The following is a 25,355-nucleotide window of genomic DNA, read 5'->3' as shown; positions in this document are numbered from 1 at the left end:
GGGAGGACGCGTATCATGTCTAGGCAAAGGACCATGGAGAAGATACTGAGCTCGGAATACGTGACTATCGGCGAGCTGGTGCGCCTCACCGATGTCAGGTACAGCACCCTCAAATACTACACGGAGGAAGGAATGCTGCCGTTTGAGCAGAGCGAGGCCAACCTTACCAGAAGGTACAGGCGTGAGGAGAGCGTAAAACGGATAAATCATATAAAGGCCCTCCGCGACCAGGGAAAGACGATACCGGAGGTAAAGGAGCTGCTGAAAAAACTGCAGGACGGTTATGAAAAAACGCCCATCTGATGATGGGCGTTTTTGTTCGTATGGCGGAGGACACGGGACTCGAACCCGCGGGGCTGTTACACCTTACTCGCTTTCCAGGCGAGCTCCTTAGCCACTCGGTCAATCCTCCGGGTATCGTACTGCGCTGACCGCAAGATACCTATATAATATATCAAAAAAAAGTATATTATGCAATGGAAAAATCTATTTTTTATCCCCTTTCTCTGTTTCTCACATATACACATTGTCATTGATAAGCCAAAAGGTTTATGTTATGTTATATTTTGCGACATAAATTTACACAGAAGAGGTGGACCATGAAAAAGCTGATGTTGCTTTTACCGGTGCTTTCAGGGGTGCTGTGGGGTTCGGCGGGCATATTCGTGCGGACGCTGGATGCTTTTGGATTTGATAACTGTACGATGATATTTATACGAATAGTCGTTGCGGTACTGCTCCTGTTTTTCGGGATACTCATTATCGATAAATCCATGCTGAAGATAAAGGCGAGGGACATATGGGTGTTCATCGTCTGCGGTGTGTTCGGTATACTGGGACTGAACCTTTGCTATAATCAGGCCATGGCAGGCTTGACGCTGTCGTTGGCGGCCGTGCTTTTGAGCATGTCTCCTGTATTCGTGATGGTGCTGGCGACCTTTGTCCTCAAGGAGAAGATAACGGCGAAGAAAATAGGCTGTACCGTAATGGCGGTATTCGGATGTGTATTGGTGAGCGGTGTACTGGAGACGGGAACAGGGATAACAGTATCGACTATGGGTGTTCTGGCAGGGATAGCCGCGGCATTTTTTTACGCGTTATACAGCATTTTTTCCAAAGTGGCGATGAAACGCGGATACAATGTGTTCACCATCACATTTTACAGTATGCTGACGGGAGCCGTTGTTCTCATACCTTTTGCGGACTGGGGGATAATGGTGAGATTCGTCGTCGAAGCGCCTGTTGGGAACACGATATTCATCCTTATCAACGCTCTCTTCACTTCGATACTGCCATATATCCTTTACACGCTGTCACTGTCCTATGTGGATGCGGGAAAGGTATCGATACTGGCTGCCGGAGGCGAGCCGTCGTCGGCCATGGTATTCGGATTGATTTTCTTCTCGGAAAAGCCTACAGTATTATCTCTCTGTGGACTGGCAGTGACTATTCTGGCGCTGTGGCTGCTCTGTGTCCCGGGGAAGGAGGAAAAGAGAGAAACAGATGTGCCGGAAGGGCCTGGACCGTCATAAAAGCCTTGCTTTTCCCAATGGCGGGAGTTATAATTATTTCAATAAATCTGACGGCGGGGAGCTTGTGCGACAGGCTGAGAGGAAGGTGAGACCTTCGACCCAATACCTGATTTGGATAATGCCAACGTAGGGAAGTCCGGAAATACCGTATATATTGTGGAATGTGAGTATTTTGGGAGGCTGCCTATTGGTAGGCTCCTGTTTTGTTGGCGCAGGACGCGGCGGATTTGAGAAAGAAGGACGGCAGAGGGGCTGGAGGCAGATGTTGTGCGGAAAGGAGAGGACATTGGTAAAGATCAATGGAGAATTGCGGGATGTGACGGGAAAGACGGTCTCGGAATGCCTGGCAGCAGATGGTTACGATGTGAAAAGAGTTGCGGTGGAGAGAAACGGACAGATCGTTCCGAAGGCTCAGTATGATGGTATCGTGCTGGAAGATGATGATGTGGTGGAGATCGTCAGCTTTGTGGGAGGTGGCTGATTTGAGCGGGAAAAGAGAGCCGGAGAGATTTGACAGGATACCTTCCCGGGAGGAGATGAGAGCTGCTTTGGCAGAGCGCCACGGAGAAGAGATACAGAGAGCAGTGGAAAACGCGTCGGTAGCCGTCTGCGGATTGGGAGGGCTGGGCTCAAACGTGGCTGTCGCTTTGGCACGAGCCGGAGTGGGACGACTTCACCTGATAGATTTTGATGAAGTGGACATCACTAACCTTAACAGACAGCAGTACGATGCATGTCAGACAGGTCGCTCCAAGACCGATGCTTTGAAGGAAAACCTCCTGAGAATATCGCCATATATCAGCATCGAAACGGACAATACGCGGATAACCGAGGAAAATGCGGCGCGTCTGCTGGCCGGGGAGGACATCATATGCGAGGCCTTCGATTCGGCGGAGGATAAGGCGATGCTGGTGAATTTCCTGTTGGAAAACATGCCGGAAAAGTATGTGGTAGCTGCCTCCGGAATGGCCGGTCTGGAGTCAGCCAATACTATAAAGACCAGAAAGGTTGCGGGCAGATTCTATCTGTGCGGTGATGGTAAAAGCGATATAGCGGACGGCGGAGGCTTGTTTGCGTCCAGAGTGATGGCATGTGCGGCTCACCAGGCCAACATGATACTGAGGATAATCATGGGACGCTTAGAAGCGTAAAGTCAGGCCGGCTGGCCGAAGGGCAAGCATATATAAGCAGGAAAAAGAAAAGTAAAAGAAAGAAGGAAATATGATGGGTACGAATGATAAATTGATTATCGGAGGGCATGAATTCAACTCCAGATTCATACTGGGTTCGGGGAAGTATTCCCTGAATCTCATCGAAGCGGCCGTAAAGGACGCAGGAGCCGAGATAATAACGCTGGCAGTACGTCGGGCCAACACAAAGGATGAGGAGAACATACTGGATTATATACCGGAAAATATCACGCTGCTGCCTAACACATCGGGAGCCAGAGACGCCGATGAAGCCGTAAGGATAGCCAGACTGGCCAGGGAGCTGGGATGTGGCGATTTCATCAAGATAGAGATAATGAGGGATTCCAAATATCTGCTGCCTGACAACAGCGAAACCATAAGAGCTACGGAGATATTGGCAAAGGAAGGCTTCGTCGTGATGCCGTACATGTATCCTGATCTCAATGTGGCGCGGGATCTGGTCAACGCCGGAGCCGCAGCGGTGATGCCATTGGCTTCGCCTATAGGGTCCAACAAGGGGCTGGCGACGAAGGAATTCATCCAGATATTGATAAATGAGATAGATCTGCCGATAATCGTCGACGCGGGTATAGGCAGACCATCTCAGGCATGTGAAGCGATGGAAATGGGAGCGGCAGCCATCATGGCCAATACGGCCCTGGCCACCGCGGGAGATCTGCCGTTGATGGCATCCGCATTCAAATGTGCTATCGAAGCCGGAAGGAAGGCATACCTTTCGGGGCTGGGCCGTGTACTGGTGAGAGGCGCGGCGGCGTCCGATCCCCTTACGGGATTCCTCAGAGACTGACAGGGAAAGGAAGGGATAGTATGGCAAAGAAAGAAAACGATTTTTTCATAGATTCTGAGAGGCTGTCGGAAGCGGCTCTGGCAAAAAAACACAGACTGGAAGAGGATCCGTCTTCCAGGAAAAATCATATGGAATACATGCCGGGAATGGAACGGATAGACTCCGATATACGGGACAAGGTAATGGAGCAGATGAACAGCTACGATTATTCACGGTATACGGCGAAGGATGTCCAGGCAGCGCTGTCCCATGAAAATTGTAACATAGAGGATCTGAAAGCTCTGCTTTCACCGGCGGCGGAGCCCTTCGTCGAGGAGATGGCTCAGAGAGCCAGGATAGAGACACGCAAGCATTTCGGCAACAACGTGTATCTGTTCACACCGCTTTACATAGCCAACTACTGTGAGAATTACTGCGTCTACTGTGGATTCAACTGCTATAACGATATAAACAGGATGCGGCTGACTCCTCAGCAGATAGAGCACGAGATGAAGATAATCGCCGACTCGGGGATGGAGGAAATACTCATACTCACCGGCGAGAGCCGCAGCATGAGCGACGTGGAATACATCGGCGAAGCCTGCAAGATGGCCAGGAAATACTTCAGGATGGTAGGGCTTGAGATCTATCCGGTCAACACCGAAGAATACAGATATCTCCATGAATGCGGAGCTGACTACGTGACGGTTTTTCAGGAGACATACGATCCCGACAAGTACGAGACACTCCACCTGATGGGTCACAAACGGGTATGGCCTTACAGGTTCGAAGCCCAGGAGAGGGCGTTGATGGGCGGTATGAGAGGGGTGGCGTTTTCCGCGCTGCTGGGACTTTCCGATTTCAGGAAGGACGCCCTGGCTACAGCTCTGCACGTCTATTATCTACAGAGAAAATACCCTCATGCCGAGATGTCATTGTCATGTCCGAGGCTGAGACCCATCGTCAACAATGATAAGATAAATCCGCTTGACGTTCACGAAAAGCAGCTTTGCCAGATCATCTGCGCATACAGGATATTCCTGCCATTTGCCGGGATAACGGTATCTTCGAGGGAAAGCGAAAGCTTCCGAAACGGTATCGTGAAAATCGCTGCGACCAAGGTATCGGCGGGAGTTTCCACGGGTATAGGTGACCACGAGAGCAAATATACAGGAAAGGAGAGCGGCAGCCAGGAAGGTGACGAGCAGTTCGAGATAAATGACGACCGCAGCTTCGAGAAGATGTACAAGGACATCGAGAGCGAGGGGCTGCAGCCTGTGCTGAACGACTATCTCTATGTTTGATAAGAAATCCGATATAATCTGCGTGACCGATCGGAAGCTGTGCCGCGGCGACTTCCTGGAACAGGTGGAAAGGATAGCCGAGGGCCGACCGGCGGCCATCATCCTCCGGGAGAAGGATCTGTCCGAGCTGGAGTATGAAAAGCTGGCTGCCCGAGTCATGGAGATATGCCGCAGGACAGACGTCTTATGCGTGCTCCACAGCTTCGCGGCGACAGCGGCCCGCCTTTCGGCGGAAGCTATACATATGCCTATGCGGCTGCTGAGGAGCATGAGCAATGAGGAAAAGTCTGTTTTTCGTATTATCGGAGCCTCCTGTCATTCCCCGGAGGAAGCAGCAGAAGCCCAGCGGCTGGGGTGCAGCTATGTGACGGCGGGTCACGTGTTCGCTACCGACTGCAAGAAGGGGATGGAGCCGAGAGGACTGCGATTTTTGAAGGAAGTGTGCGATGCCGTGACCATACCTGTCTATGGGATCGGAGGGATCGGCCCCGGCAATATCAGTCAGGTGAGAGAGACGGGCGCAGCTGGAGCATGTGTCATGAGCAGGCTGATGACGTGCGACGCCCCGGGAGCATATATGGCGGCTATGATCCGGCCCGTGTAACGATGGCAGGGCGCCGGGAAACGGAGAAAGCGGAGAAGAAGCAGGCGGATGAGAGGTTCGCTTTGACGAGGTGAAAAGGATGATTTTCAGAAAGGAATATCTGACGCTGTACGCGGTGACTAACCGGGTCCACGCAGTCAGAGAATCGTTGTATGATCAGGTGAAAGCTGCTCTTTCCGGCGGCGTCACCTGCGTGCAGCTCAGGGAAAAGTATATGGACGATGACCGGCTTTTAGAGGAAGCTGTGAAGCTGCGGGACTTGTGCCATAGCTTTGGTGTACCACTCATAGTCAACGACAACGTCAATGTGGCGTTGGAGGCCGGGGCCGACGGTGTCCATGTAGGTCAGGAGGATGCGGACGCCGGAGAGATAAGGAAGCTGGCCGGCAGGGATTTCATAATAGGCGTCACCGCTAAGACAGTAGAACAGGCCGGAAGAGCATGTGATGCCGGAGCCGACTACATGGGCGTAGGCGCGGTATTTCCATCGCCTACCAAGAAAGGTGCTATCAGGATAACGAAGGAAGAGCTGAGAACCATATGCGGTTCTGTCGACATACCGGCCGTAGCCATAGGCGGCGTCAACCCGGAGAACATGGCGGAGCTTAAAGGCTGTGGTATGGCAGGCTTCGCCGTAGTGTCGGCTGTGTTCGCCGCAGACGATGTAAAAGCGGCTGCCGCAGCTCTCAGGGGAAAAGCTGAAGAGATATTGCGGGAAGAAGAAATGTTTCAGGAGGAAAAGTGATGATGGAAGCGACGACATCGAAAAGGACCGCGCTAAAGGCGGCTGCCGCCGAGCCGAAGGCCCCAAAAGCCGTCCTGGCCATCGCGGGAAGCGATCCCAGCGGCGGCGCGGGGATACAGGCAGACCTGAAGACCATGATAACCAATGGCGTCTACGGCATGAGCGCCATCACTGCGCTGACAGCCCAGAACACGACGGGAGTGGCCGATATAATGGAGGTGGCTCCCGGATTTCTGCGGGAGCAGCTGGACAGTGTTTTCAGCGATATAAGGCCCGACGCTGTGAAGATCGGAATGATATCGTCGGCGGAACTGGCGACAGTCATCGCCGAAACGCTGAGGAAGTATAAGGCGGAAAACGTGGTGCTGGATCCTGTCATGGTGGCTACCAGCGGATCGCCCCTCATGAAAGATGAGACTGTTCAGGTCATGCGGCGGCAGCTGATACCGGCAGCTGACATCATAACGCCTAATATCCCGGAGGCCCAGGTGCTGACGGGAATCGAGATAAAATGTCCTGGCGATATGGAAAGGGCGGCGGAGCTGCTTGCGGAGCAATACGGCTGCGCTGTCCTCTGCAAAGGCGGTCACAGCGTCTCCGATGCAGATGATGTCCTTTGGGAAAAGGGTGGTGCCACGTGGCTGCGGGGCCGAAGGATAGATAATCCCAATACCCACGGTACCGGCTGTACCCTTTCCAGCGCCATCGCTTCAAACCTGGCTAAAGGAATGGATATGAAGATGGCCGTGACCGAAGCCAAAGCATATATTTCAGGCGCGCTGGCCGCTATGCTGGACATGGGGAAAGGAAGCGGCCCATTGGACCATGCCTTTGATATCGCCGGAAGCGGGAGGTTCATGAAGCGATGGTGATTTCCGAGATACTCACATCACTCGTGATGATATTTCTTCTCATCATTCCCGGGATAATATTCAGAAAGAAAGACATTATTTCCGCTGCACAGAGCGATGGCATCTCATCTCTGGCAGTCAATATCACATGGCCTTGTCTTGTGGTGGATGCCATGCAGATGGACTTCAGTGCCGCGGTCTTGAAAGACAGCGGGTACATGATGGCTGCAGCCATGGTGGTCTTCGCTATGACGGCAGTGGTGACACTGGTGCTGTCAAAGCTCCTCAGACTGGACAATAGCAAGAGATATATAACAGCGTTCATGCTGCTGTTCGGCAACACCGGATTTATAGGTATCCCGGTCATCAGAGCACTTTACGGGACGGAAGCCGTGTTTTTTGCCGCTATTTTGGAGATGGTCAACGATGTGGTCATATTTACGATCGGCATGATGCTGATACAGATGTCTGCCGGAGCGAAGCTCAGATTCGAGCCCAAACTGTTCCTCAACCCCGGGCTCATAGGAGTCATCGTCGGCCTGCTGCTGTTTCTGCTGGATATCCGCCTGCCGGAAGTCATAGGGGGAGCCGTGGAAATGGTTGGGGATGCCACGACGCCGCTGACCATGTTTCTCATAGGATATCAGCTGGGCGGCCTCAAAGCGAAGGAAATCTTGAAGGACGCCTCTATATATGTCATATCATTTACCAAGCTGCTGATAGTGCCGGTTCTGGCTCTCATCGTCCTCAGAGTAGCTGTGGGAGATTTTTCCCTGTTGGAAAAAGTGTTGATAATGAGTTTCGCTATGCCGGCAGGCTCCGTATCGGTCATATTCAGTCAGCAGTACAGAGGGGAGACTGCCTTCGCCACCAAAACAGTGCTTCTTTCGACGTTGTTTTCCATAGTGACCATACCTGTGTTTGCTGTAATGATGGAGATGTGAAGGCGTACCAACAGATACAGTCATCGGATCTCGTTTTCGGACGATATACGGTAGTCTTTCGGAGCGATATGCCTAAGAAGGGCTTTTCGGGAGGCCCTTTTTGGCATAATTTCCATGTTTCGAAGGTACTGACAGAGGATGATATGCCAAATCATACTGTTGAAACATGGATCATAGGCATTATTCCTTTTCTGTTGAGAAGAAATATGCTAAAAAGCTTGGTGCAAATATTATCTTTTGGCATATTAGTTTTCGGGAAGGTCACTCCATTCACGTATTTATGCCTAATGAAAGGGAAAAAGCTGATGTTTTGGCATATCCGACATCTGCGAGAGAAGGCAGCCCTCTGTGAACTTAGCATGAATTTAACATATAAAGATATTCCATTTTGTGGAGAAATAAGGTATACTGATTAATTGATAATTATAATGCGATAAGTGTCTGTCGAAAGGGGAGAATCGCACTTAAATGGACAGTGACAGCAGTGGATATATATTGATAATGGTAGCCCTGATCGCGGTAATGGCATATTTGTCAGCTGTCGGCTCGGCATTTTCATCGGCTGACGGAAGCAAGCTGAAAACAATGGCGGACAGTGGGGACAGAAAAGCTGACAGAGCGCTGAAAGTCATAGCGGGACGGGATAAATTGAGGGTATCTATCCTTACGATGAATACTGTATTGGTGATAGCCGTTACGGCTATGAGCACCGCCTTATCGATGCATCTGTGGGGAACGCTGGGAGCAGTGCTTGCCGCCGCGGCGACCGCAGTCATTTCCATATTATGCTGCGTTGCATTTGGCGCCGTAGGGGAGGCCAGGGCGGAGCGGCTTGCGAAAGTGTCGGTCACAGCTATCAGAGCTGTGGAGACTGTGTTGATCCCGGTCAGCGTTCCTCTCGTCAGGATGAAACGGCGGATCTCGAGGCCGCTCAGCGATGACGGAGAGACGGCGGTCACCGAAGAGGAGATACTGACTATGCTTGAGAAAGCTGAGAATGCCGGAAGCATAGAAGAAGAGCATAGTGAGCTGATACAGAAAGCGATAGGATTTTATGATCTGGTCGTGGAAGATGTGATGACGCCGAGACCAACTATATGCGCTGTCAATTCTGAATGCTCCAATGACGATCTGGCGGAAACTTTCAGGAGGACAGGATACAGCAGATTGCCGGTTTATGAAGAAGACATGGATAGAATAGTAGGTGTCGTAAACCAGAAGGATTTTCACAATCATGTGATGGGGACGACCAGGAGCATCATGGACTATATAGTACCGGTGATATTCGTCAGCACGACCATGAAAATATCGGAGCTGCTTCAAAAAATGCAGGAGATGAAGATACATATGGCTGTGGTGATAGACGAATATGGAGGTACAGAAGGGCTCATAACAGTGGAGGACATCGTTGAAGAGCTGGTGGGAGAGATATTCGACGAACACGACGCTGTAGTTTCGAAGGATATCCTGCCGCTGCAAAATGGCAGTTACAGAGTGAAGTGCGGCACTAATATCAATAAGCTTTTCGAATATTTCGGTATAGAAGAGATACCTGATGTGGTCACGGTCAATGGTTGGGTAGTCATGAATCTGGACAAGATGCCGGAGAAAAATGATACCTTTGAAACGGTGGCGGACGGCAGAAGGATGAAAGTGAGAGTAACGAAAGCTGACGGGAGAAAGGCTGTGGAAATAAACCTCAAAGTGGAAGAGGCGTAAGGAAGGAGAAAAGTTCGCAATGGGATTGATAGAGAAGATCTTTGGAGATCTCAACGAAAAGGAAGTAAAGAAAGTTTCGAAGATAGCCGATAAAGTCATGGCATATGAAAAGGAAATGGAGGCGCTTACGGACGATCAGCTGCGTGAGAAGACTGCGGAATTCAAAAAGCGCGTCCAGGAGGACGGAGAGTCGCTGGACGATATATTGCCTGAGGCATTCGCCGTATGCCGGGAAGGTGCATGGAGAAGTCTGGGCATGAAGCATTTCTACGTTCAGGTGATAGGTGGTATCGTGCTCCATCAGGGCAGGATATCCGAGATGAAGACAGGTGAAGGTAAGACCCTCGTGGCGACGCTGCCGGCCTACCTCAACGCGCTGGAAGGAAAGGGCGTCCACGTGGTCACCGTCAACGATTATCTGGCAAAGCGTGATATGGAATGGATGGGCAAACTCTATACATTCCTGGGGCTCACGGTAGGATGCGTGATACATGGCATTTCCGAAGCTGACAGGAGAGCCGCTTATCAGGCGGATATCACTTATGGGACCAATAATGAGTACGGTTTCGATTATCTGCGCGATAATATGGTGATCTATAAGGAAGCTATGATGCAGCGCGAGTTGAACTATGCCATTATAGACGAGGTGGATTCGATCCTCATAGATGAGGCCAGGACGCCGCTGATAATATCGGGAAAAGGCGACAAGTCCACTGATATGTACAGGAGAGCAGACGGCTTCGTCAGGACCCTCAGGAAAGATGATGATTTTACAATTGAGGAAAAGGATAAACAGATAGCACTCACCGACGAAGGTGTGGAAAAATGCGAAAAGTATTTTGGGGTGGAAAACTTTGCTGACCCGGAGAATATGGAAATCAACCATCACGTGCTCCAGGCGCTGAAGGCAAGGAACATGATGAAGAGAGATGTTGATTATATCGTAAAAGATGGTGAGATAATCATCGTAGATGAGTTTACGGGACGTCTCATGTTCGGGCGAAGATACAGCGATGGTCTTCACCAGGCTATCGAAGCGAAGGAAGGCGTGCTGGTCCGCTCTGAGTCCAGGACACTGGCGACCATAACGCTGCAGAATTATTTCAGGATGTATCAGAAACTGGCAGGAATGACAGGTACAGCAAAGACGGAAGAAAGCGAGTTCAGAGACATCTATAATATGGATGTAGTTGTGATACCGACCAACAAACCGGTTATCAGAGAAGACTTGCAGGATGCTGTTTATGCTACGGAGCACGGCAAGTACAAGTCTATCGTAGACAGGGTGGAAGAGGCTCATAAAAAGGGACAGCCGGTTTTGGTAGGTACCATTTCCATAGAAAAATCCGAGCTGATAGCTGATGCTCTTAAAAAGCGCGGTATCAAAGACTTTAATGTGCTGAACGCCAAGCAGCATGAGAAGGAAGCGCAGATAATCGCTGAGGCGGGGCGGCTGGGCGCTATTACCATTGCCACCAACATGGCAGGCAGAGGTACTGATATTATACTGGGCGGCAATCCGGAATTCGAGGCGAGAAAGCTGATGGTCCAGAAGGGATACGATGACGAGGCGATCACATTCGCTACCAGTTTTATGCAATCGGAAGACCAGGAACTGCTGAATGCCCGCCAGGAATACAGGGAGCTGCTGGAGAAAGCGAAAGAAGAAAGAAAAGGAGAGCAGGAAAAGGTAGTAGAACTGGGCGGTCTGTGCATAATCGGTACGGAACGCCATGAATCACGGAGAATAGATAACCAGTTGCGAGGTCGTTCCGGACGTCAGGGAGACCCGGGACAGACTCAGTTCTGCATTTCCATGGAAGATGATCTGATGAGACTCTTCGGCGGAGAGAGGATGCAGTCCATCGTCCAGAGGCTGGGCGTGGAGGAAGACGAAGCTATCGAAGCCAAGATGATAACGAAGCAGATAGAAAACGCTCAGAAGAAGGTGGAAGGCAAGAACTTCTCGATAAGAAAATATGTACTCCAGTATGACAACGTAATGAACAAGCAGCGTGAGATAATATATGGAGAACGTAAAAAAGTCCTGTTCGGTGAGAATCTGAGAGAAGATCTGGTTTCTATGACACACGAACTGATAGACGAGATCGTCGATCCGGTGACGATGGAGTCAAAGTTCGCTGAAGAGTGGGATTTTGATACTCTTAACAAGGGCCTGCGAAAGATTTCCCCGAGATTTGAGCCCCTTGATTTCGATAAGGAAACGCTGGCAGATATGGATGAAGCCAGCTTGAAATCCGGATTGTATGAAGATTTTGAGGAGCTGTATCAGACCAAGGAAGAGGAGATCGGTGTAGACAGGCTCAGGGAAGTTGAGCGTATGCTTCTCATAAGGATAGTGGACAACAAGTGGATGGATCATATCGATGCTATGGAACAGCTGAAAAGCGGTATCGGTGTCAGAGGGCTGGGCGGTCAGGATCCGGCTGCGGCTTATGCCCAGGAAGGTTTCGATATGTTCGAAGCGATGATACATTCTATCAAAGAAGATTTCGTCAAGTTCTGCTATAATGCAACGATCAAGACATCGACTGAGAGAAGGGACGTTATCGGAAGCGGCGAGGAGCATAAGGATGAATTCTCTGAGGAAGACGCTTTGATGGCCAGCGGAGGACAGGATGTCCCTGCGGAGGCAGTGATACCGAAGAGAGAGCATAAGCAGCAGACCGTGAGAAGAGACATGCCGAAAGTGGGAAGAAACGACCCTTGCCCGTGCGGCAGCGGCAAAAAATACAAACACTGCTGTGGGAGGACGACTCCCCAGGATTGACGAGCGATAGCGAAGTCAGAGTGGCGGAGCGTCCCCCGTCATATGTCACAGGGCTTCAGCCCGTGGTGACCAACGACGCAAGGACGACTCCCCAGGATTGACGAGCGACAGCGAAGTCAGAGTGGCGGAGCGTCCCCCGTCAGGACATTTTGTCCCGCGATGAAAGAGCGGAAAGACAAAATTCCCGCGAGGGATGTCCGCGAGCGAAAGGGAGCGGAAACAGCCCGGACGTGAATGTCACAGGGTGTTCTATAAAAATATAAAATTGAAAAGGATGTGAAGTTATGGTACAGCTCGACCAGATAAAAGGCCAGATGCCTGAACTGAAGACGATGCTGCAAGAGGCAGGTGAGTCCCTTTGACCCGGCAGGGCTCAAAGTAAGACTCGAAGAGATAGATAAAAAGGTAAATGAAAACGGATTCTGGGACGATCCGGAAGCAGCTCAGAAGGTCATGAAGGAGAAGAAGTCCATCGAGGATAAGTTGTCTGAACTGGACGCTCTGGAAGGCCAGATGGAGGATCTGGAAGTCATGATAGAGATGGCTGATGAAGAACAGGACGAAGCTTTTGCCGATGAGGCTGAAGAGGCTTTCGGAAGGCTATCGGCTGCGCTGGAGGATCTGCGGCTGAGGACGCTCCTCAATGGCAAGTACGATAAGAACAACGCCATAATTTCCGTACATGCGGGGTCAGGCGGTACGGATGCCCAGGATTGGGCGGAGATGCTTTTTCGGATGTATACCAGATGGTGTGAAAAGAAGGGTTACAAGGCTAAGCTCATAGACATGCAGGACGATACGGAGGGCGGTATCAAAAGTGCGACGCTGCTGGTGGAAGGCGAATACGCTTATGGATATCTGAAGAACGAAAAAGGCGTCCACAGGATAGTCAGGATCTCTCCTTTCGACTCTTCCGGCAGGAGGCATACTTCCTTCGCGTCGCTGGATGTGATACCGGAGATAGACGATGACGTTGAGGTGGAGATAAACAGTGAAGATCTGAGGATAGATACGTTCCGTTCCAGTGGCGCAGGCGGACAGCATGTAAACAAGACTGATTCCGCCATAAGGATAACACACATACCGACCAACATCGTGGTTACATGTCAAAACGAGCGGTCTCAGCATCAAAACAGAGAGACGGCCATGAAGCTCTTGATGTCCAAGCTGATCGAGCTGAAGGAGCAGGAAAAGAAGGAGAGTCTGGACGAGTTGAAAGGCGATTATAGCCAGATAACCTGGGGAAGCCAGATAAGATCTTACGTTTTCCATCCATATACCATGGTCAAGGATCACAGGACCGGCGCAGAAGTCGGGAATGTGGAAGCTGTAATGGACGGGGACATCGACTATTTCATAAATGAAAAGCTTAAACAGAAGGAGTAACAGATGAACATCATCCAGATGATCGCCGGAGAATTCAATGTAAAAGAGTCACAGGTAGAGAATACTGTGGCTCTTATTGATGAAGGGAACACTATCCCATTTATCGCCAGATATAGAAAAGAAGTTACAGGAGGTCTCAGCGACGAGGTGTTGAGAGACATCGACGAGAGATTGACGTACTTGCGGAATTTGCAGGAGAGAAAAGACGAGGTCATCAGGCTCATCGACGAGCAGGGAAAGCTGAATGATGAACTGAGGGCGCAGATAGATGAGGCGGAGGTCCTCCAGAGAGTGGAAGATCTTTATAAGCCATATAAAAAGAAAAAGGCTACAAGAGCTTCAAAGGCGAAGGAAAAGGGCTTGGAACCTCTGGCCCTTATATTCCGGGAGCAGCAGGACGATGCCGGCTCACCGGAAGAACTGGCGGCACCTTTTATCGACCCTGAAAAAGGCGTGGAGACTGTCGAGGATGCCATATCGGGAGCATGCGATATCATCGCTGAGATGATATCTGATGATCCGGATATCACCGCGGCTGTCAGGGAGAAGACATATGAGACCGCGGCCATTGAGACAGAGGCTGTGGATGCGGAGGAAAAGACGGTGTATGATATGTATTACGAATACAGAGAAGCCGTCAGATCCATCCCAAACCACAGGATACTGGCCATCAACAGGGGCGAGAAGGAGAAAAAACTGAAGGTGAAGGTCAGCGCCGACGTGGAAAAGATGGAAACCCTCATCGGGGAGCACGTCATAACTGACGAAGGATCCCCGTTCACAGAGCTGCTTCGGGATACCATAACCGACGCATACAAGAGGCTGATGGCTCCTTCCGCCGAAAGGGAAATCAGGAGCATGCTGACGGAAAGGGCGGAGGCCGAGGCGGTCAAAGTTTTTGCAAAAAACACCGAAAAGCTGCTGATGGTACCGCCTGTAAAAGGGGCTCGGATAATCAGCATCGATCCGGGATACAGGACAGGCTGCAAGGTAGCTGTCATCAACGAGACGGGAAAGCTGCTGGCCTATACGACCGTATTCCCGACAGAGCCTAAGAAGGATATAAAAGGAACGGAAGCTGTGCTTGGAAAGCTGGCTGACAAGTTTAAAATAAACACCATCGTCATCGGCAACGGAACAGCTTCCAGGGAGACTGAAGAAGTTGTGGCTGATTTCATCAGAAAATCGGGGCGGGATATCCACTACACCATAGTCAATGAGGCGGGAGCATCGGTCTACTCAGCCTCGAAGCTGGCAACAGAGGAATATCCGGATCTGGATGTGACCGTCAGAGGTGCCATGTCCCTGGGCAGGAGGCTTCAGGATCCGCTGGCGGAGCTGGTGAAGATCCCTACCAAGAGCATTGGAGTGGGCCAGTACCAGCACGATATAAATCAGGGGTTGCTGGAAAGCGCCCTGGATAACGTAGTGGAAAACTGTGTTAACAGAGTGGGCGTAGAGCTCAACACTGCGTCGCCGTCGCTGCTGGCTCATGTGGCCGGCATCAACATGGGGATCGCAAGGAACATCGTGGCGTACAGAGAGGAAAAGGGAGCATTCAAAAAACGAAGTGAGCTGAAGAACGTTTCCAAGCTGGGAGAGAAGACATTCAATCAGTGCGCCGGCTTCATAAGAGTTTCAGGAGGAGACGAGCCGCTGGATGCCACCTCCGTCCATCCTGAATCCTATAAGGCGGCCGAAGCCATGCTTGCCAAACTGGGAATGGATAAAGAAGACCTGAGACATGGTGGTATCCCAGATATAGACGAGCGCGTATGGGCTGTTTATGGCGAAGAGGAGAAGACTAAGGCAGGAAGGACGAGAGCCAAGAGTCTGGCAGATCTGAAAGCACTTTCTCAAAAGGCAGCAGCGGAAGAGAGAAAGCCGAAACGGAATATGAAGAAAGCTGTGGAGAAGATGGCTGCCGATCTGGGTATCGGTGTGCCGACTCTTTCGGATATAATCGGCGAGATGAAAAAGCCGGGACGCGACCCCCGGGAAGATGCGCCGCCTGTGGTTTTTCGCAATGATGTGAGATCGTTTGACGATCTGGAAGTAGGGATGGAATTGGAAGGGACGGTACGGAATGTAGTTGATTTCGGTGCTTTTGTCGACATAGGTGTCAAGAACGACGGCCTCGTCCATATTTCCCAGTTGAGCAGCAAATTCGTCAAACATCCGATGGATGTGGTGTCTGTGGGCGATACAGTGAAAGTGAAGATCATAACTATCGACAGAGATAAACAGAAGATCGGGCTCACCATGAAACTGAAGCAGCGGAAGGGCTGAAGCCTGGTGAGAACCACGGGAGGAGTAGTCGACATGAACAAGATAGATACGGTACTTTTCGATTTTGACGGGACCGTTATGAATACAAACGACGTCATCATGATGTCGTGGCAGCACACTTTCCGGACACTGGAAAACAGGGAGGAAGATCCGGAAGTCATTCTGGGGACTTTCGGAGAGCCTTTAGAGGTGACGATGAGGAAATTTTTCCCCGACGTACCGGCTGATGAAGCGGTGGAAGTTTATCGCAGCTTTCACAGAGATAATTTCGGAGAACTGATAAATCTGTTTCCCGGCATGAAAGAACTAATCTGTGAGGTAAAGGCGAGAGGATATAAGACGGCTCTGGTGACATCGAGGCTTTACAACACCACGATGCAGGGACTGGAAAAGTACGGGATTAAACAGTATTTCGACGTCATCATCACAGCCAACGACACGACGAAGCACAAGCCGGATCCCGAGCCGGTCAATATAACTCTGGAAAAGCTGGGCTCAAAACCAGAGAATACCATAATGCTGGGAGACACGCTGTTCGACCTGCTGTGCGCGAAAAACGCGGGAGTCAAATCAGTGCTGGTGTCCTGGTCCCTGGTTCTCGGTGGGAAGACGAAGGAAGACCTCGGCGACGCGGCGCCTGATTACATATTGGAGAAGCCAGAAGATCTGCTGGAGATAATATAATCGTCATGTAATCGTCCTGGCGGGAGGATGCTGTCGGCATACCATACATTCCCGGCAGATGATACATCCAGATAAATTTAGGAACATAAAAGAGATCGTGGTAATGTGGTCTTTTTTTGATCATGCAGGAAAAATCGTTTTATGGTATTGCCCCGCTTTGCGGGACAGGCCGGAAGGTAACAAAGTCTACCGCTGAAAGGGAATCGGCGAAGCCGACTTTGTTCTATATTGGGAAAACGGCGGCTTGGATACAGGGCTGATTCGTTGGGGAATTTGCGCGGTCAGCAGGGCGCGGCAGCGTTCTGTCGCTATAAGTCTGCAGATTTTCTCAATTTTTTGATGATTATCTGTAAAACCCAATGGGGTTGAAGATATTGGATCGTCTTGGTCCAGAACAAAAACAGTGATTTTCACGAAATCGCGCAGGAGGAGGCTTCTCGGACGCTGAAAAAATTACAGATAATCGGACAAAACCCTTCGATATCTGTAAAGTATAATGATCTGCGGTTCTCGACATGGAGGGGGAGATGAAGCGGAAACGTGGATAAATGGAATGGAAACGCAGATACCCGTTGTTGACCGGGGTAGGGGGAGTGATATATAATCGAGACATAGCAATTACGATCATAGGTTGTATGATGCGAAGATGAATGAAGCGGAGGGGTGAATTATGAAGAAGAAACGAAGGACGCTTTTAAGCAGTATTTCGGCCTTTGTCATGATGGTATTGATGATACCTGCGGCGGCGTTCGCGCAGGAGGGCAATGTTTGCCAGATAGGAGACGTACCGTATCCGTCTTTGAAAGAGGCGGTTGCGGCGGCCGAGGATGGCAGTATCATCAGTTTGACGCAGGGATCCGAGCTTGATTCGGATATAATCGTTGACGAGGATATCATCCTCGATCTCAACGGGCAGGTATTGACCACGGGTGAATATTCTCTGAGACTCTCGGGCGGAGATCTGACGATTTGCGACAGCAGCGATAACGCGGATGGTAAGATAACCGGGACTGATTATATCGTAGACGCAAATACGGCAGGCGGCAACCAGTTGCTGCTGCAGAGCGGAACGCTGGAAGGTACGGGTTGGACAGCGGCAGTCCGCGTAGCGTCGGAAAATGTATTCAACATGACTGGCGGTATCGTCAGACAGACACAATCAAATGCGACATATGTAGTAATGGTAAACGCCAATGGCACTGCCGATGTGACCGGCGGGCGCATTGAAGGCGGAATCAGAGGCATTTCTCTCTCGGCGGCCACATCGAAACTTACGGTCGGTAACGCGCCAGCTGGAAATACCCAGACAGAGGAAGAGGCAAAGACGGTATATGTGTCGAGTGTCTATGCAGGCAGTAATTCTGCGTCAGTCGCACTCAACAGCGGTACGGTCGGAAGAGTCTTTGGTAGCGTCGGAGAAAGTTTTGTTCTGAACTGCTGGTTTGAGCAGGATGTGTCTGCTTATCTTCCGGCTTCGCTTATAGCTGAGGAAGTAGACGGTCATTGGATCGTACGGCCACTTACAGAGGATGATGCTGTAGCTAAAATCGGTGATAAGCTGTATGGTTCTCTTGTCAAAGCGGCGTCTGAATTGAAGGACGGAGAGACGCTGACATTACTTCAGGATTATGAAGGAAGTCAGTCTGTAGAGGTCAGTGTCGACAACGCCATCATAGACCTGAACGGGCATAGCATTACAAATGCTGCGGAAGAGGGCTATGGTATCAACTTCGCTTCAAAATATAGTACTTCAGGGACAGGAGGAAGTGTTTCCGTCATCAATGGCGGATCAGGCATATCAAAGATAACGGCTGCAACTCCGTTGCGTGTAAATTCAGGCAACAGCCAGAATCTGCTGCCATTGACACTGGGAGACGATATAGAACTGATATCAACAGGCGATACCTATATTGAACTTGGGACAAGCACATGTATCGAATACAGTGACACGGCGGCATCCTATGTAAAGACGGGAGGATTCCTGTCGACATCGGAAGACGGCAAGCAGTACATTTACGGAAGCTTCGTGCCGGCGGCCAGGAACGATGTGAATAAAACGGCTGTATTGCTGAATGACTATAATGGCGCTATTGCGTTAAGTTCCGGTGAAGCGCTGATCCTTGACCTGGACGGAAATACCGTGACGAGCAGCAACGATACGCCAGTGATCCGTTTGAACACCAGCGACGCATCGCTGACGATCAAAAACGGTACGATGGTGACGGAAAACGGGACCGGAGCGGAAGTTGGTATACCAAGTACTGCCAGTCCTGGAGATCCGGTATACTATCATAATGTGACGTTGAATCTGGAAAATGTCGATCTGACAGCGACAGGAGCGGGAAGCGACGGTCACTACGGCATCGTCAGCAACGGTACGAGCACCGGGGTCAATATCAACCTGAAAGGTGGCTCAGTCAACGCGCCTAATGCCATAGGGCTCTATTTCCCACCTGCTGACAGCAGCCTGACTATTGACGGGACAGTTATCACAGGCACTACAGGAGTAGCCGTCAAAGGCGGTAAAGTGACGATCAAAGGAGGAGCGAAGATCTCCGGTACGGGAGAAAAGAATGACCCTGCCGGAGTAAACAGTGGCGTGACGGATACAGGCGATGCCGTCTACGTAGAAGGAAACTACGACAGAGATATCACTGTAAATATCGAAAGCGGTACCTTTGACAGCACCAACAGCACGGCAGTACAGATGTTAAAAGATGAAGAAACGACGTCTGATACAGAGGAAATAATTATCGCTGGCGGTGAGTTCAGCAGCGATGTGACACAATATGTAGAGGAAGGGAAAGTTGCCGTTAAGTATACCCACAGTAACGATGACACTTATTTCGTAGGAACTGAAAAACAGATAAACGAGATCGTAAAAGACGCTGCGTCGGGGGATGAAATCGAAGTGATCCAGGGTGATGTGGACCTCGTTGTCCCTGTAGGAGGAGTCGAAGTTTCCAACAGCGGCGGCGGTACTGTCACTGTAAACGATGAGCCTGTGAAGGGCAATGATACGGTGGTAACGGAAAAACCGGAGCCGACAGATCCGACGACGCCGACGGACCCGACTAAGCCGGGAAGCACTGATCCTACGGGAAGCACAGCGGCTAATGACAAATCCGCCGCTACGGGAGACGACACGGATCTGACACTTGTCTTTGCTATCATGGGAGCGGCAGTAGTGGCAGCGGCCGGGACAGTGATCTTCGGTAGAAAGAGAAAGCATAGCTAGAAGTACTGGCGGGAAGCAGTGGTTTTCCGGTCTGGCTAAAAGGTTCAGCGGGTGAAAAAGCTTATGATCCCGGGAGTTCTTGCATGGGCTCTGCGTAAGTGAAGGGCGGATACGAAAGGGTCTGATCAAAGCCGATAAATATACAGATAAAAAACAGCCTGGCTGTCGAAGGGAGACCTGAGACCGCCGGGCTGTCTGCGGTTTATGGGGGAAAGGGTTGCGGCGGGCGGCATTCGGAGACCGGGTTGCGGCGAACAGGGGGAGCAACGGTGGGACGGCAAGTGTAAGGCGGTGATGGTGATGCTGTAGCAGGAAGTATAAAGGCAGGAGATCGAGAAGCAGGAAAGGTAACGATCTGATACCATTGATAACGCCTGAAAACTTGACAGGGTTAGGGGGTCAAGGGTATTATTTTGATATGAAAAGGGAATTTTGAGAAGTGATCGGACGATAACGCGATAATGATTTGAAAGGATGACGAAATGAGGGTAAAAGTAAAGGCTGTTTTGGCGACCGTGGCAGCATTTATCGTGATGGTACCTGCCATAGCCCTCGCCGCTGATGCAAACGGCGATGTATCGGTCAACGCTGGAAACATGGTGGCGGAAGTTGGCGGCACAGAGTAGGCGACGCTGGCGGAAGCGATAGCAGCGGCCCCGGAGGGCGGGACTGTCACATTGATAAGCGACACTTCAGAGGACAGCGTGATTTCGATAGACAGGAGCATAACGCTGGATCTCAACGGTTATGAGATCGTAAACAACGTGCAGGGGGACAGGCTGTTCAATGTCACCGCCGCGGAATTTACGGTGAACGGCACGCAGGTCAGCAGTGAGATGACGATCCCCGAAAGCAATACGGGATCTTACGGATTTATCAAAGTCGCGGATCAGAGCGTCGTGACGCTGAATGGAGGAACATATGCGGGAGATACTGATAATGGAGCTTTCGTGAAGAACTTCCGCAATGAAGATATCGACGCGTCTGGTTCTACGGTGATTTTTAACGATGTGAGCATGACTTCAAATAACAGGTTCTTTTCCACAGACACCCTGACTACCGCGGCAGATGTCCAGACTCTGCAGGTGACAGGCGGGAACTATGTCACCGATGGGATGGCTTTCGGTATAGATACCTTTAATATATGAGAATTTATGAGAGTGGACTTGTAATGAGTCCACTCTTTACTTTATTGCTTTGTTAGGCGTGTGATTTTGATCAAATAAACAACGGGGCAGGCATATGCAGTTGTTTCACAAAATGGTTTCTTTTTTCACAGTCCTATGGAGGGCGTAAATTTAAGAAAACAAATCGAATGGAGGACGCTGCTATCTTCGTAATGATTTTTCTCCTCGCAGTCTCGTTGACGCGAGGATGCTTTTATCATAATCATATTCTTAATCATATTCTCGATCATGTTCTCGCTGGGGTGTTCGTGACAGCAAATTATACATATTTTTTGATTTTCTTATTTTTACGTATAACGCCTGACGATTGCAGATCCGGTTTAACGAGGTTTTGAGCGGATTTTTATACTTTTTTGGATGCGTATGAAGATTTTACGTATAATTTTCGGCGACAACAACGCGGACCACGCCATTGTTTTTATACATGATTTTATTGAAACTGATGAAAAACGTATAAAGTTTGCCCATCCAGCTTTCCCAAGACGAGAATTCACGGGAGAGCTTTATACGTAAAATCGCCGATCAGGGGAAATATGTATAAGAGATAATTCTAAACATGCAGGGGGACATTTTTTCACGTCGATTTTCAAAGCCGCGTAGAGGGCCTCGTAGTCATGTGCGATACGGGGCACACGTGGAAACTAACATCAGAGACACTGATGTTAGAGGAATTGAGGTCTTCACACGATAAGAAGTGCCCAAAACTTGACAGGGAGGGGGTATGCTGCTATATTATGAGAATAATCAGAGCTTTTGGTGCGCTTGGAGGAGAGTTATGAAAAAGAAAAGACGATGTTTTATATCGATCCTTTCCGCTGTGCTCATGGTTGCTGTGATGATACCATCAACGGCGTTTGCGGCCATAGGCGGGACAGGGACGGAAACTGATCCATATACGATCGGAAGTTTGGAAGAGCTTAAAGAATTTCGTGACAGTGTCAATGCGGGAAATGATTATGACGGCAAATATGTTGTACTTACCGCGAATATTGTCATCGATGGAGAGTGGACCCCGATAGGGGAAGGAACCAGATCTGGCTCCGGGTATACGGAGAATGCTTTCAAAGGGATATTCGACGGCCAGGGACATACGATATCAGGTCTGAGGGTATCACAGTCTGATGGCGCAGATGATGCCGTAGGGTTGTTTGGAGTAGTCGACGGAGGAACTGTACAGGATCTCAATCTTAGCGGTGTCGATATCGATGTGTCTGGAAGCGAATGCGCCGGAGGAGCTATCGGCCTTATGGTAAATAATGCTACAGCTGACAGGATCACCGTCAGCGGAAGCGTTACCGCTACCAGAGGAAACGGAGGTATCGTCGGCAGGATGACGATAAGCGGCACGATATCGAACTGTGTCAACGAGGCTTCTGTGAGCGGCACCGGAGCCAACGTGGGAGGCATCGTCGGAGCGGCATACTATACAGCCATAGGTCAGGAGATGTCCATATCAGATTGTGTCAATAACGGAACGGTGAGTGGAACTGCCGGTGCTGTTGGAGGGATAGTGGGCCTTTCTTCAGCTAACGTATCAAACTGCGTCAACAATGCTGATATCACCGGCAATGGAGCTGACGTAGCAGGGATAGTAGCTGAGCAGCAGAATTACGGCAGCGTGATCGGGTGTACTAACAACGGCGACATAACGAATAATAGCGAAGCCTACGGCACCGGAGGCATTGTCGGCTGGGTAAGGTATAATGGCGCACCTGAAAGTTATCCGGCCAAGGAGATAATAGAAGTTATAGATAATGTCAACAATGGCGATATCGACGGAGGCAACGATGGCGGCGGCATAATCGGAACGGTATACAACACGGCTGTAGTAGAAGGCAACGAAAACAATGCCGAAAACATCAGTGGCACGACCTTCGCAGGCGGAATCGTGGGTAATATTCAGTATACCGAGACACCTGTCGCTGGAGAGGGCGACGACAATACCGTGCCGGAGCACGATGTGAATATCTACAACAACGTTTCAAAGACGGAGAAAAGTGCTATAACGGCTAAATGTGTGGGTGAATACGCGTATAACAATGACGGTTCATCGGTGGAAGAAGACGTCTACGATAACGCCAAACAGTGGGCGGCAAGCGTGAACGGAGATAAGTACACTGTTCTCGAAAACGCCCTCAAACAGCTGAAGGATGGCGATACCCTTACGGTATTCAATGTCGAAGCGGGACAGACGGAGATAGAAGTTCCTGAGGGAGTAAAGGTAGAAAATAAAACGGGAGCATCTATAAATGTAAACGGCGAAACGATAGCCGACGGCGGAATATACGGTGAACAGGAGGAAACTCCTACGGAGCCATCCGATGAAAACCCGCAGCAGCCATCGACAGAAGAAAACCAGACAACAGAAGAAACTCAGACAGGTGCGACTGCCACAGGAGACGATACGAACCTCACACTGATGTTTGTTATCATGGGTCTCGCGGCAGCAGCGGCGGCCGGTACAGTGATTTACGGCAGAAAGAAAAGACATAGCTGAGGTTGGAAGAACGACTGCAGAATGAAAGGACAGTTGCATAGAGAAAGAGGTGCATTATGAAAAAGAAAAGCAGGATCCTGCTGTGCGGTATCATGACCCTCGTCATGGCGCTGGTGATGGCGATGCCGGTCAGTGTAAGTGCGGCAGAACTGGAAGCGGGTGATTACAACACGTTGCAAGGGCAGATAGACAGTGCTGCGGAGGCGACGACTATCAGGCTGACCGGTTCGATAACCGGGAATATCACGATCCCTTCCGAAAAGGATATTACAATTGACTTGAACGGACAGACTGTGACGAATACAGACGGCCATACTATTGTAAACAATGGGAAACTTACGATAATCGGTAGCGGGACGGTGGATAATGTGACCCATGGAAGGGCTGCGCTGGTGAACTATGGTGAAGCGATCCTTGCGGGAGGAACCTTTACCCGCAGCGCGGAAGCGAGCACGGGACCGACAGAAGATGGCAACAACAGCTACTACGTGATCGACAATAACGGGAGTATGACTGTCAGGGAAGGAACCACTATCACAAATGACGGCTATTTCTCGTCTCTGGTAAGGAACATGGGAACTGATGCGGATAATGTAGCAACGTTGAGGATCGAAGGCGGTACCTTGGAACAGCAGGGCTTTATAGCCGTCAAGAATGATGATTATTCAAGTCTCAGTATCACGGGCGGCACGATAACATCTGGTGAACAGGCGGTGCAGAACTGGTCAAGTACTGAGATCAACGGAGGAACACTCAATGGCCCGGTAATTACGTGGGCCTATGGAGGTTCATCATCCGAGACAAGGATCATTTCCGGAAATATCAACGGTGATGTGATCGCGGTAAATTATGATGGAGAAAGTGTACCAACGGTAATCATAGAAGGCGGCACTATAACCGGAGAACTCAATAAAGGGACATACGGTGGTGAAGGGATCGAAATTTCCGATCCGAGCGCAGAGACAGCATCTATAATAGTAACGGGAGGAAGCTTTGCATCAGCTCCAACGGATTTCCTTTCGGATGGAGTAGTTCTGATCGAATATAAGGCAAAAGACGGAGCTGCGTCAATATACCATGCTGGTACCGAAGCGCAGATCAATGAGATCGTTGAAGACGCTTCCAGTGGAGATGAAATAACAGTGCTTGCTGGAGATGTCGATTTGAAAGTAGAAGGTGACGGCGTTAAAATCAAAAACAATGGAGACGGGGCGGTTACCGCTAACGGAACAACGATTAAAAGTGGAGATGAAATAACTACCGGAGGTCAGAATCCTTCCGATAGTACGGAAAGCACGACGGATCAGTCGGCTGGAAGCACAGCGGCTAACGATAAAGCCATCGCCACAGGAGACGATACGAACCTCACGCTGATGTTTGTTATCATGGGTCTCGCGGCAGCGGCAGCCGCCGGAACAGTGGTTTACGGCAGAAGAAAGAGAAGCAGCTAGAGAAAAGCCTGTAAAATCATATAGGAATACATAGAAAACTGAAAGAGCCCTATTGTCAATCGCATATTGGTGATAGGACTCTTTTTAAATGATGCATATTGCCAATTGGACTGTTTTGGTTTTACAGACATTTTTCGGAAAACGCAAAATGTCTGT

Annotated in this window: 20 protein-coding genes, 1 tRNA gene and 1 riboswitch; of the genes, 20 read left to right on the top strand and 1 reads right to left on the bottom strand. The window is 50.1% G+C overall.

The features are described 5' to 3' along the window. Positions 1-15: 15 nt before the first annotated feature. A complete protein-coding gene (locus ACQY69_RS07025; protein WP_428259738.1) occupies positions 16-303 on the top strand; it encodes a helix-turn-helix domain-containing protein in 288 nt (95 codons plus the stop codon). A 21-nt stretch (positions 304-324) separates the two neighbouring features. On the opposite strand, the gene ACQY69_RS07020 is transcribed toward ACQY69_RS07025, so the two are convergent. Beyond that, a tRNA-Ser gene (locus tag ACQY69_RS07020) sits at positions 325-412 on the bottom strand. Positions 413-599: 187 nt separating this feature from the next. Between ACQY69_RS07020 and ACQY69_RS07015 the strand changes: the two genes are divergently transcribed. From ACQY69_RS07015 to ACQY69_RS06925, 19 genes are all read left to right on the top strand, one after another. After that, the gene (locus ACQY69_RS07015) at positions 600-1,532 is read left to right on the top strand and encodes a DMT family transporter (protein ID WP_428259737.1); all 933 of its coding nucleotides are present in this window, start codon (positions 600-602) and stop codon (positions 1,530-1,532) included. Between the two features lie 43 nt (positions 1,533-1,575). Then, positions 1,576-1,682: riboswitch (TPP riboswitch) on the top strand. A gap of 136 nt (positions 1,683-1,818) precedes the next feature. After that, positions 1,819-2,013: a sulfur carrier protein ThiS gene (gene thiS, locus ACQY69_RS07010; protein WP_428259735.1), complete on the top strand. Its 195-nt coding sequence runs from the start codon at positions 1,819-1,821 to the stop codon at positions 2,011-2,013. Position 2,014: 1 nt separating this feature from the next. Next, positions 2,015-2,683 carry a thiamine biosynthesis protein ThiF gene (gene thiF / locus ACQY69_RS07005; RefSeq protein ID WP_428259733.1) on the top strand — a complete coding sequence of 223 codons (669 nt, stop codon included), beginning with the start codon at positions 2,015-2,017 and terminating at the stop codon, positions 2,681-2,683. 70 nt (positions 2,684-2,753) lie between these two features. Continuing rightward, entirely contained in the window at positions 2,754-3,530 is a 777-nt protein-coding gene (locus ACQY69_RS07000; RefSeq protein WP_428259732.1) for a thiazole synthase, read from the top strand. Between the two features lie 20 nt (positions 3,531-3,550). Next, positions 3,551-4,813 (top strand): 2-iminoacetate synthase ThiH, encoded by a 1,263-nt coding sequence (thiH, locus tag ACQY69_RS06995; RefSeq protein ID WP_428259730.1) that lies wholly within the window; start codon positions 3,551-3,553, stop codon positions 4,811-4,813. Further along, entirely contained in the window at positions 4,806-5,417 is a 612-nt protein-coding gene (locus ACQY69_RS06990) for a thiamine phosphate synthase (protein WP_428259728.1), read from the top strand. Before thiH ends, ACQY69_RS06990 begins: the two co-directional genes overlap by 8 nt. 79 nt (positions 5,418-5,496) lie before the next feature. Further along, positions 5,497-6,162: a thiamine phosphate synthase gene (thiE, locus tag ACQY69_RS06985; RefSeq protein WP_428259726.1), complete on the top strand. Its 666-nt coding sequence runs from the start codon at positions 5,497-5,499 to the stop codon at positions 6,160-6,162. Beyond that, positions 6,162-7,034 (top strand): bifunctional hydroxymethylpyrimidine kinase/phosphomethylpyrimidine kinase, encoded by an 873-nt coding sequence (gene thiD, locus ACQY69_RS06980; protein ID WP_428259725.1) that lies wholly within the window; start codon positions 6,162-6,164, stop codon positions 7,032-7,034. Before thiE ends, thiD begins: the two co-directional genes overlap by 1 nt. Beyond that, positions 7,028-7,957 carry an AEC family transporter gene (locus ACQY69_RS06975; RefSeq protein WP_428259723.1) on the top strand — a complete coding sequence of 310 codons (930 nt, stop codon included), beginning with the start codon at positions 7,028-7,030 and terminating at the stop codon, positions 7,955-7,957. The genes thiD and ACQY69_RS06975 overlap by 7 nt, the downstream gene beginning before the upstream one ends. 468 nt (positions 7,958-8,425) lie before the next feature. After that, positions 8,426-9,676, top strand: coding sequence for a hemolysin family protein (locus ACQY69_RS06970; RefSeq protein WP_428259722.1), 1,251 nt, complete (start codon positions 8,426-8,428; stop codon positions 9,674-9,676). A gap of 19 nt (positions 9,677-9,695) precedes the next feature. Further along, a complete protein-coding gene (secA, locus tag ACQY69_RS06965; protein WP_428259720.1) occupies positions 9,696-12,467 on the top strand; it encodes a preprotein translocase subunit SecA in 2,772 nt (923 codons plus the stop codon). Positions 12,468-12,751: 284 nt separating this feature from the next. Further along, a protein-coding gene (gene prfB / locus ACQY69_RS06960) for a peptide chain release factor 2 (RefSeq protein WP_428259718.1) occupies positions 12,752-13,853 on the top strand; the annotation gives its coding sequence in 2 pieces (ribosomal slippage) (positions 12,752-12,826 and positions 12,828-13,853; 1,101 coding nt in all). 3 nt (positions 13,854-13,856) lie between these two features. Beyond that, the gene (locus ACQY69_RS06955) at positions 13,857-16,142 is read left to right on the top strand and encodes a Tex family protein (RefSeq protein WP_428259716.1); all 2,286 of its coding nucleotides are present in this window, start codon (positions 13,857-13,859) and stop codon (positions 16,140-16,142) included. Positions 16,143-16,175: 33 nt separating this feature from the next. Then, positions 16,176-16,826, top strand: a complete 651-nt coding sequence (locus tag ACQY69_RS06950; RefSeq protein ID WP_428259714.1) for an HAD-IA family hydrolase — start codon at positions 16,176-16,178, stop codon at positions 16,824-16,826. A 670-nt stretch (positions 16,827-17,496) separates the two neighbouring features. After that, positions 17,497-20,064 (top strand): hypothetical protein, encoded by a 2,568-nt coding sequence (locus ACQY69_RS06945; protein ID WP_428259712.1) that lies wholly within the window; start codon positions 17,497-17,499, stop codon positions 20,062-20,064. Positions 20,065-20,546: 482 nt separating this feature from the next. Next, positions 20,547-20,690 carry a hypothetical protein gene (locus tag ACQY69_RS06940; protein ID WP_428259710.1) on the top strand — a complete coding sequence of 48 codons (144 nt, stop codon included), beginning with the start codon at positions 20,547-20,549 and terminating at the stop codon, positions 20,688-20,690. Positions 20,691-20,741: 51 nt separating this feature from the next. Further along, positions 20,742-21,212: a hypothetical protein gene (locus ACQY69_RS06935; protein WP_428259708.1), complete on the top strand. Its 471-nt coding sequence runs from the start codon at positions 20,742-20,744 to the stop codon at positions 21,210-21,212. Between the two features lie 814 nt (positions 21,213-22,026). After that, positions 22,027-23,748, top strand: a complete 1,722-nt coding sequence (locus ACQY69_RS06930; RefSeq protein WP_428259706.1) for a hypothetical protein — start codon at positions 22,027-22,029, stop codon at positions 23,746-23,748. A 56-nt stretch (positions 23,749-23,804) separates the two neighbouring features. Beyond that, complete coding sequence (locus ACQY69_RS06925; protein ID WP_428259704.1) at positions 23,805-25,199, top strand: hypothetical protein; 1,395 nt, start codon at positions 23,805-23,807, stop codon at positions 25,197-25,199. Positions 25,200-25,355 lie beyond the last annotated feature (156 nt).

It is taken from the genome of Gallibacter sp. Marseille-QA0791, from assembly GCF_965119705.1.
Taxonomy (GTDB): Bacteria; Bacillota; Clostridia; order Peptostreptococcales; family Anaerovoracaceae; genus Lentihominibacter; species Lentihominibacter excrementipullorum.
The sequence above is the reverse complement of the archived record's forward strand: the minus strand, read 5'-3'. Positions and strand labels throughout refer to the sequence as shown.

Bases quoted from the DNA above. Each gene is read 5' to 3' on its own strand.
- secA (WP_428259720.1), top strand. From the start codon at position 9,696: ATGGGATTGATAGAGAAGATCTTTGGAGATCTCAACGAAAAGGAAGTA.
- ACQY69_RS07025 (WP_428259738.1), top strand. From the start codon at position 16: ATGTCTAGGCAAAGGACCATGGAGAAGATACTGAGCTCGGAATACGTG.
- ACQY69_RS06930 (WP_428259706.1), top strand. From the start codon at position 22,027: ATGAAAAAGAAAAGACGATGTTTTATATCGATCCTTTCCGCTGTGCTC.
- ACQY69_RS06940 (WP_428259710.1), top strand. From the start codon at position 20,547: ATGAGGGTAAAAGTAAAGGCTGTTTTGGCGACCGTGGCAGCATTTATC.
- ACQY69_RS07000 (WP_428259732.1), top strand. From the start codon at position 2,754: ATGATGGGTACGAATGATAAATTGATTATCGGAGGGCATGAATTCAAC.
- thiD (WP_428259725.1), top strand. From the start codon at position 6,162: ATGATGGAAGCGACGACATCGAAAAGGACCGCGCTAAAGGCGGCTGCC.
- thiE (WP_428259726.1), top strand. From the start codon at position 5,497: ATGATTTTCAGAAAGGAATATCTGACGCTGTACGCGGTGACTAACCGG.
- ACQY69_RS06925 (WP_428259704.1), top strand. From the start codon at position 23,805: ATGAAAAAGAAAAGCAGGATCCTGCTGTGCGGTATCATGACCCTCGTC.
- ACQY69_RS06975 (WP_428259723.1), top strand. From the start codon at position 7,028: ATGGTGATTTCCGAGATACTCACATCACTCGTGATGATATTTCTTCTC.
- ACQY69_RS06945 (WP_428259712.1), top strand. From the start codon at position 17,497: ATGAAGAAGAAACGAAGGACGCTTTTAAGCAGTATTTCGGCCTTTGTC.
- ACQY69_RS06970 (WP_428259722.1), top strand. From the start codon at position 8,426: ATGGACAGTGACAGCAGTGGATATATATTGATAATGGTAGCCCTGATC.
- ACQY69_RS06955 (WP_428259716.1), top strand. From the start codon at position 13,857: ATGAACATCATCCAGATGATCGCCGGAGAATTCAATGTAAAAGAGTCA.
- ACQY69_RS06950 (WP_428259714.1), top strand. From the start codon at position 16,176: ATGAACAAGATAGATACGGTACTTTTCGATTTTGACGGGACCGTTATG.
- thiH (WP_428259730.1), top strand. From the start codon at position 3,551: ATGGCAAAGAAAGAAAACGATTTTTTCATAGATTCTGAGAGGCTGTCG.
- ACQY69_RS06990 (WP_428259728.1), top strand. From the start codon at position 4,806: ATGTTTGATAAGAAATCCGATATAATCTGCGTGACCGATCGGAAGCTG.
- ACQY69_RS07015 (WP_428259737.1), top strand. From the start codon at position 600: ATGAAAAAGCTGATGTTGCTTTTACCGGTGCTTTCAGGGGTGCTGTGG.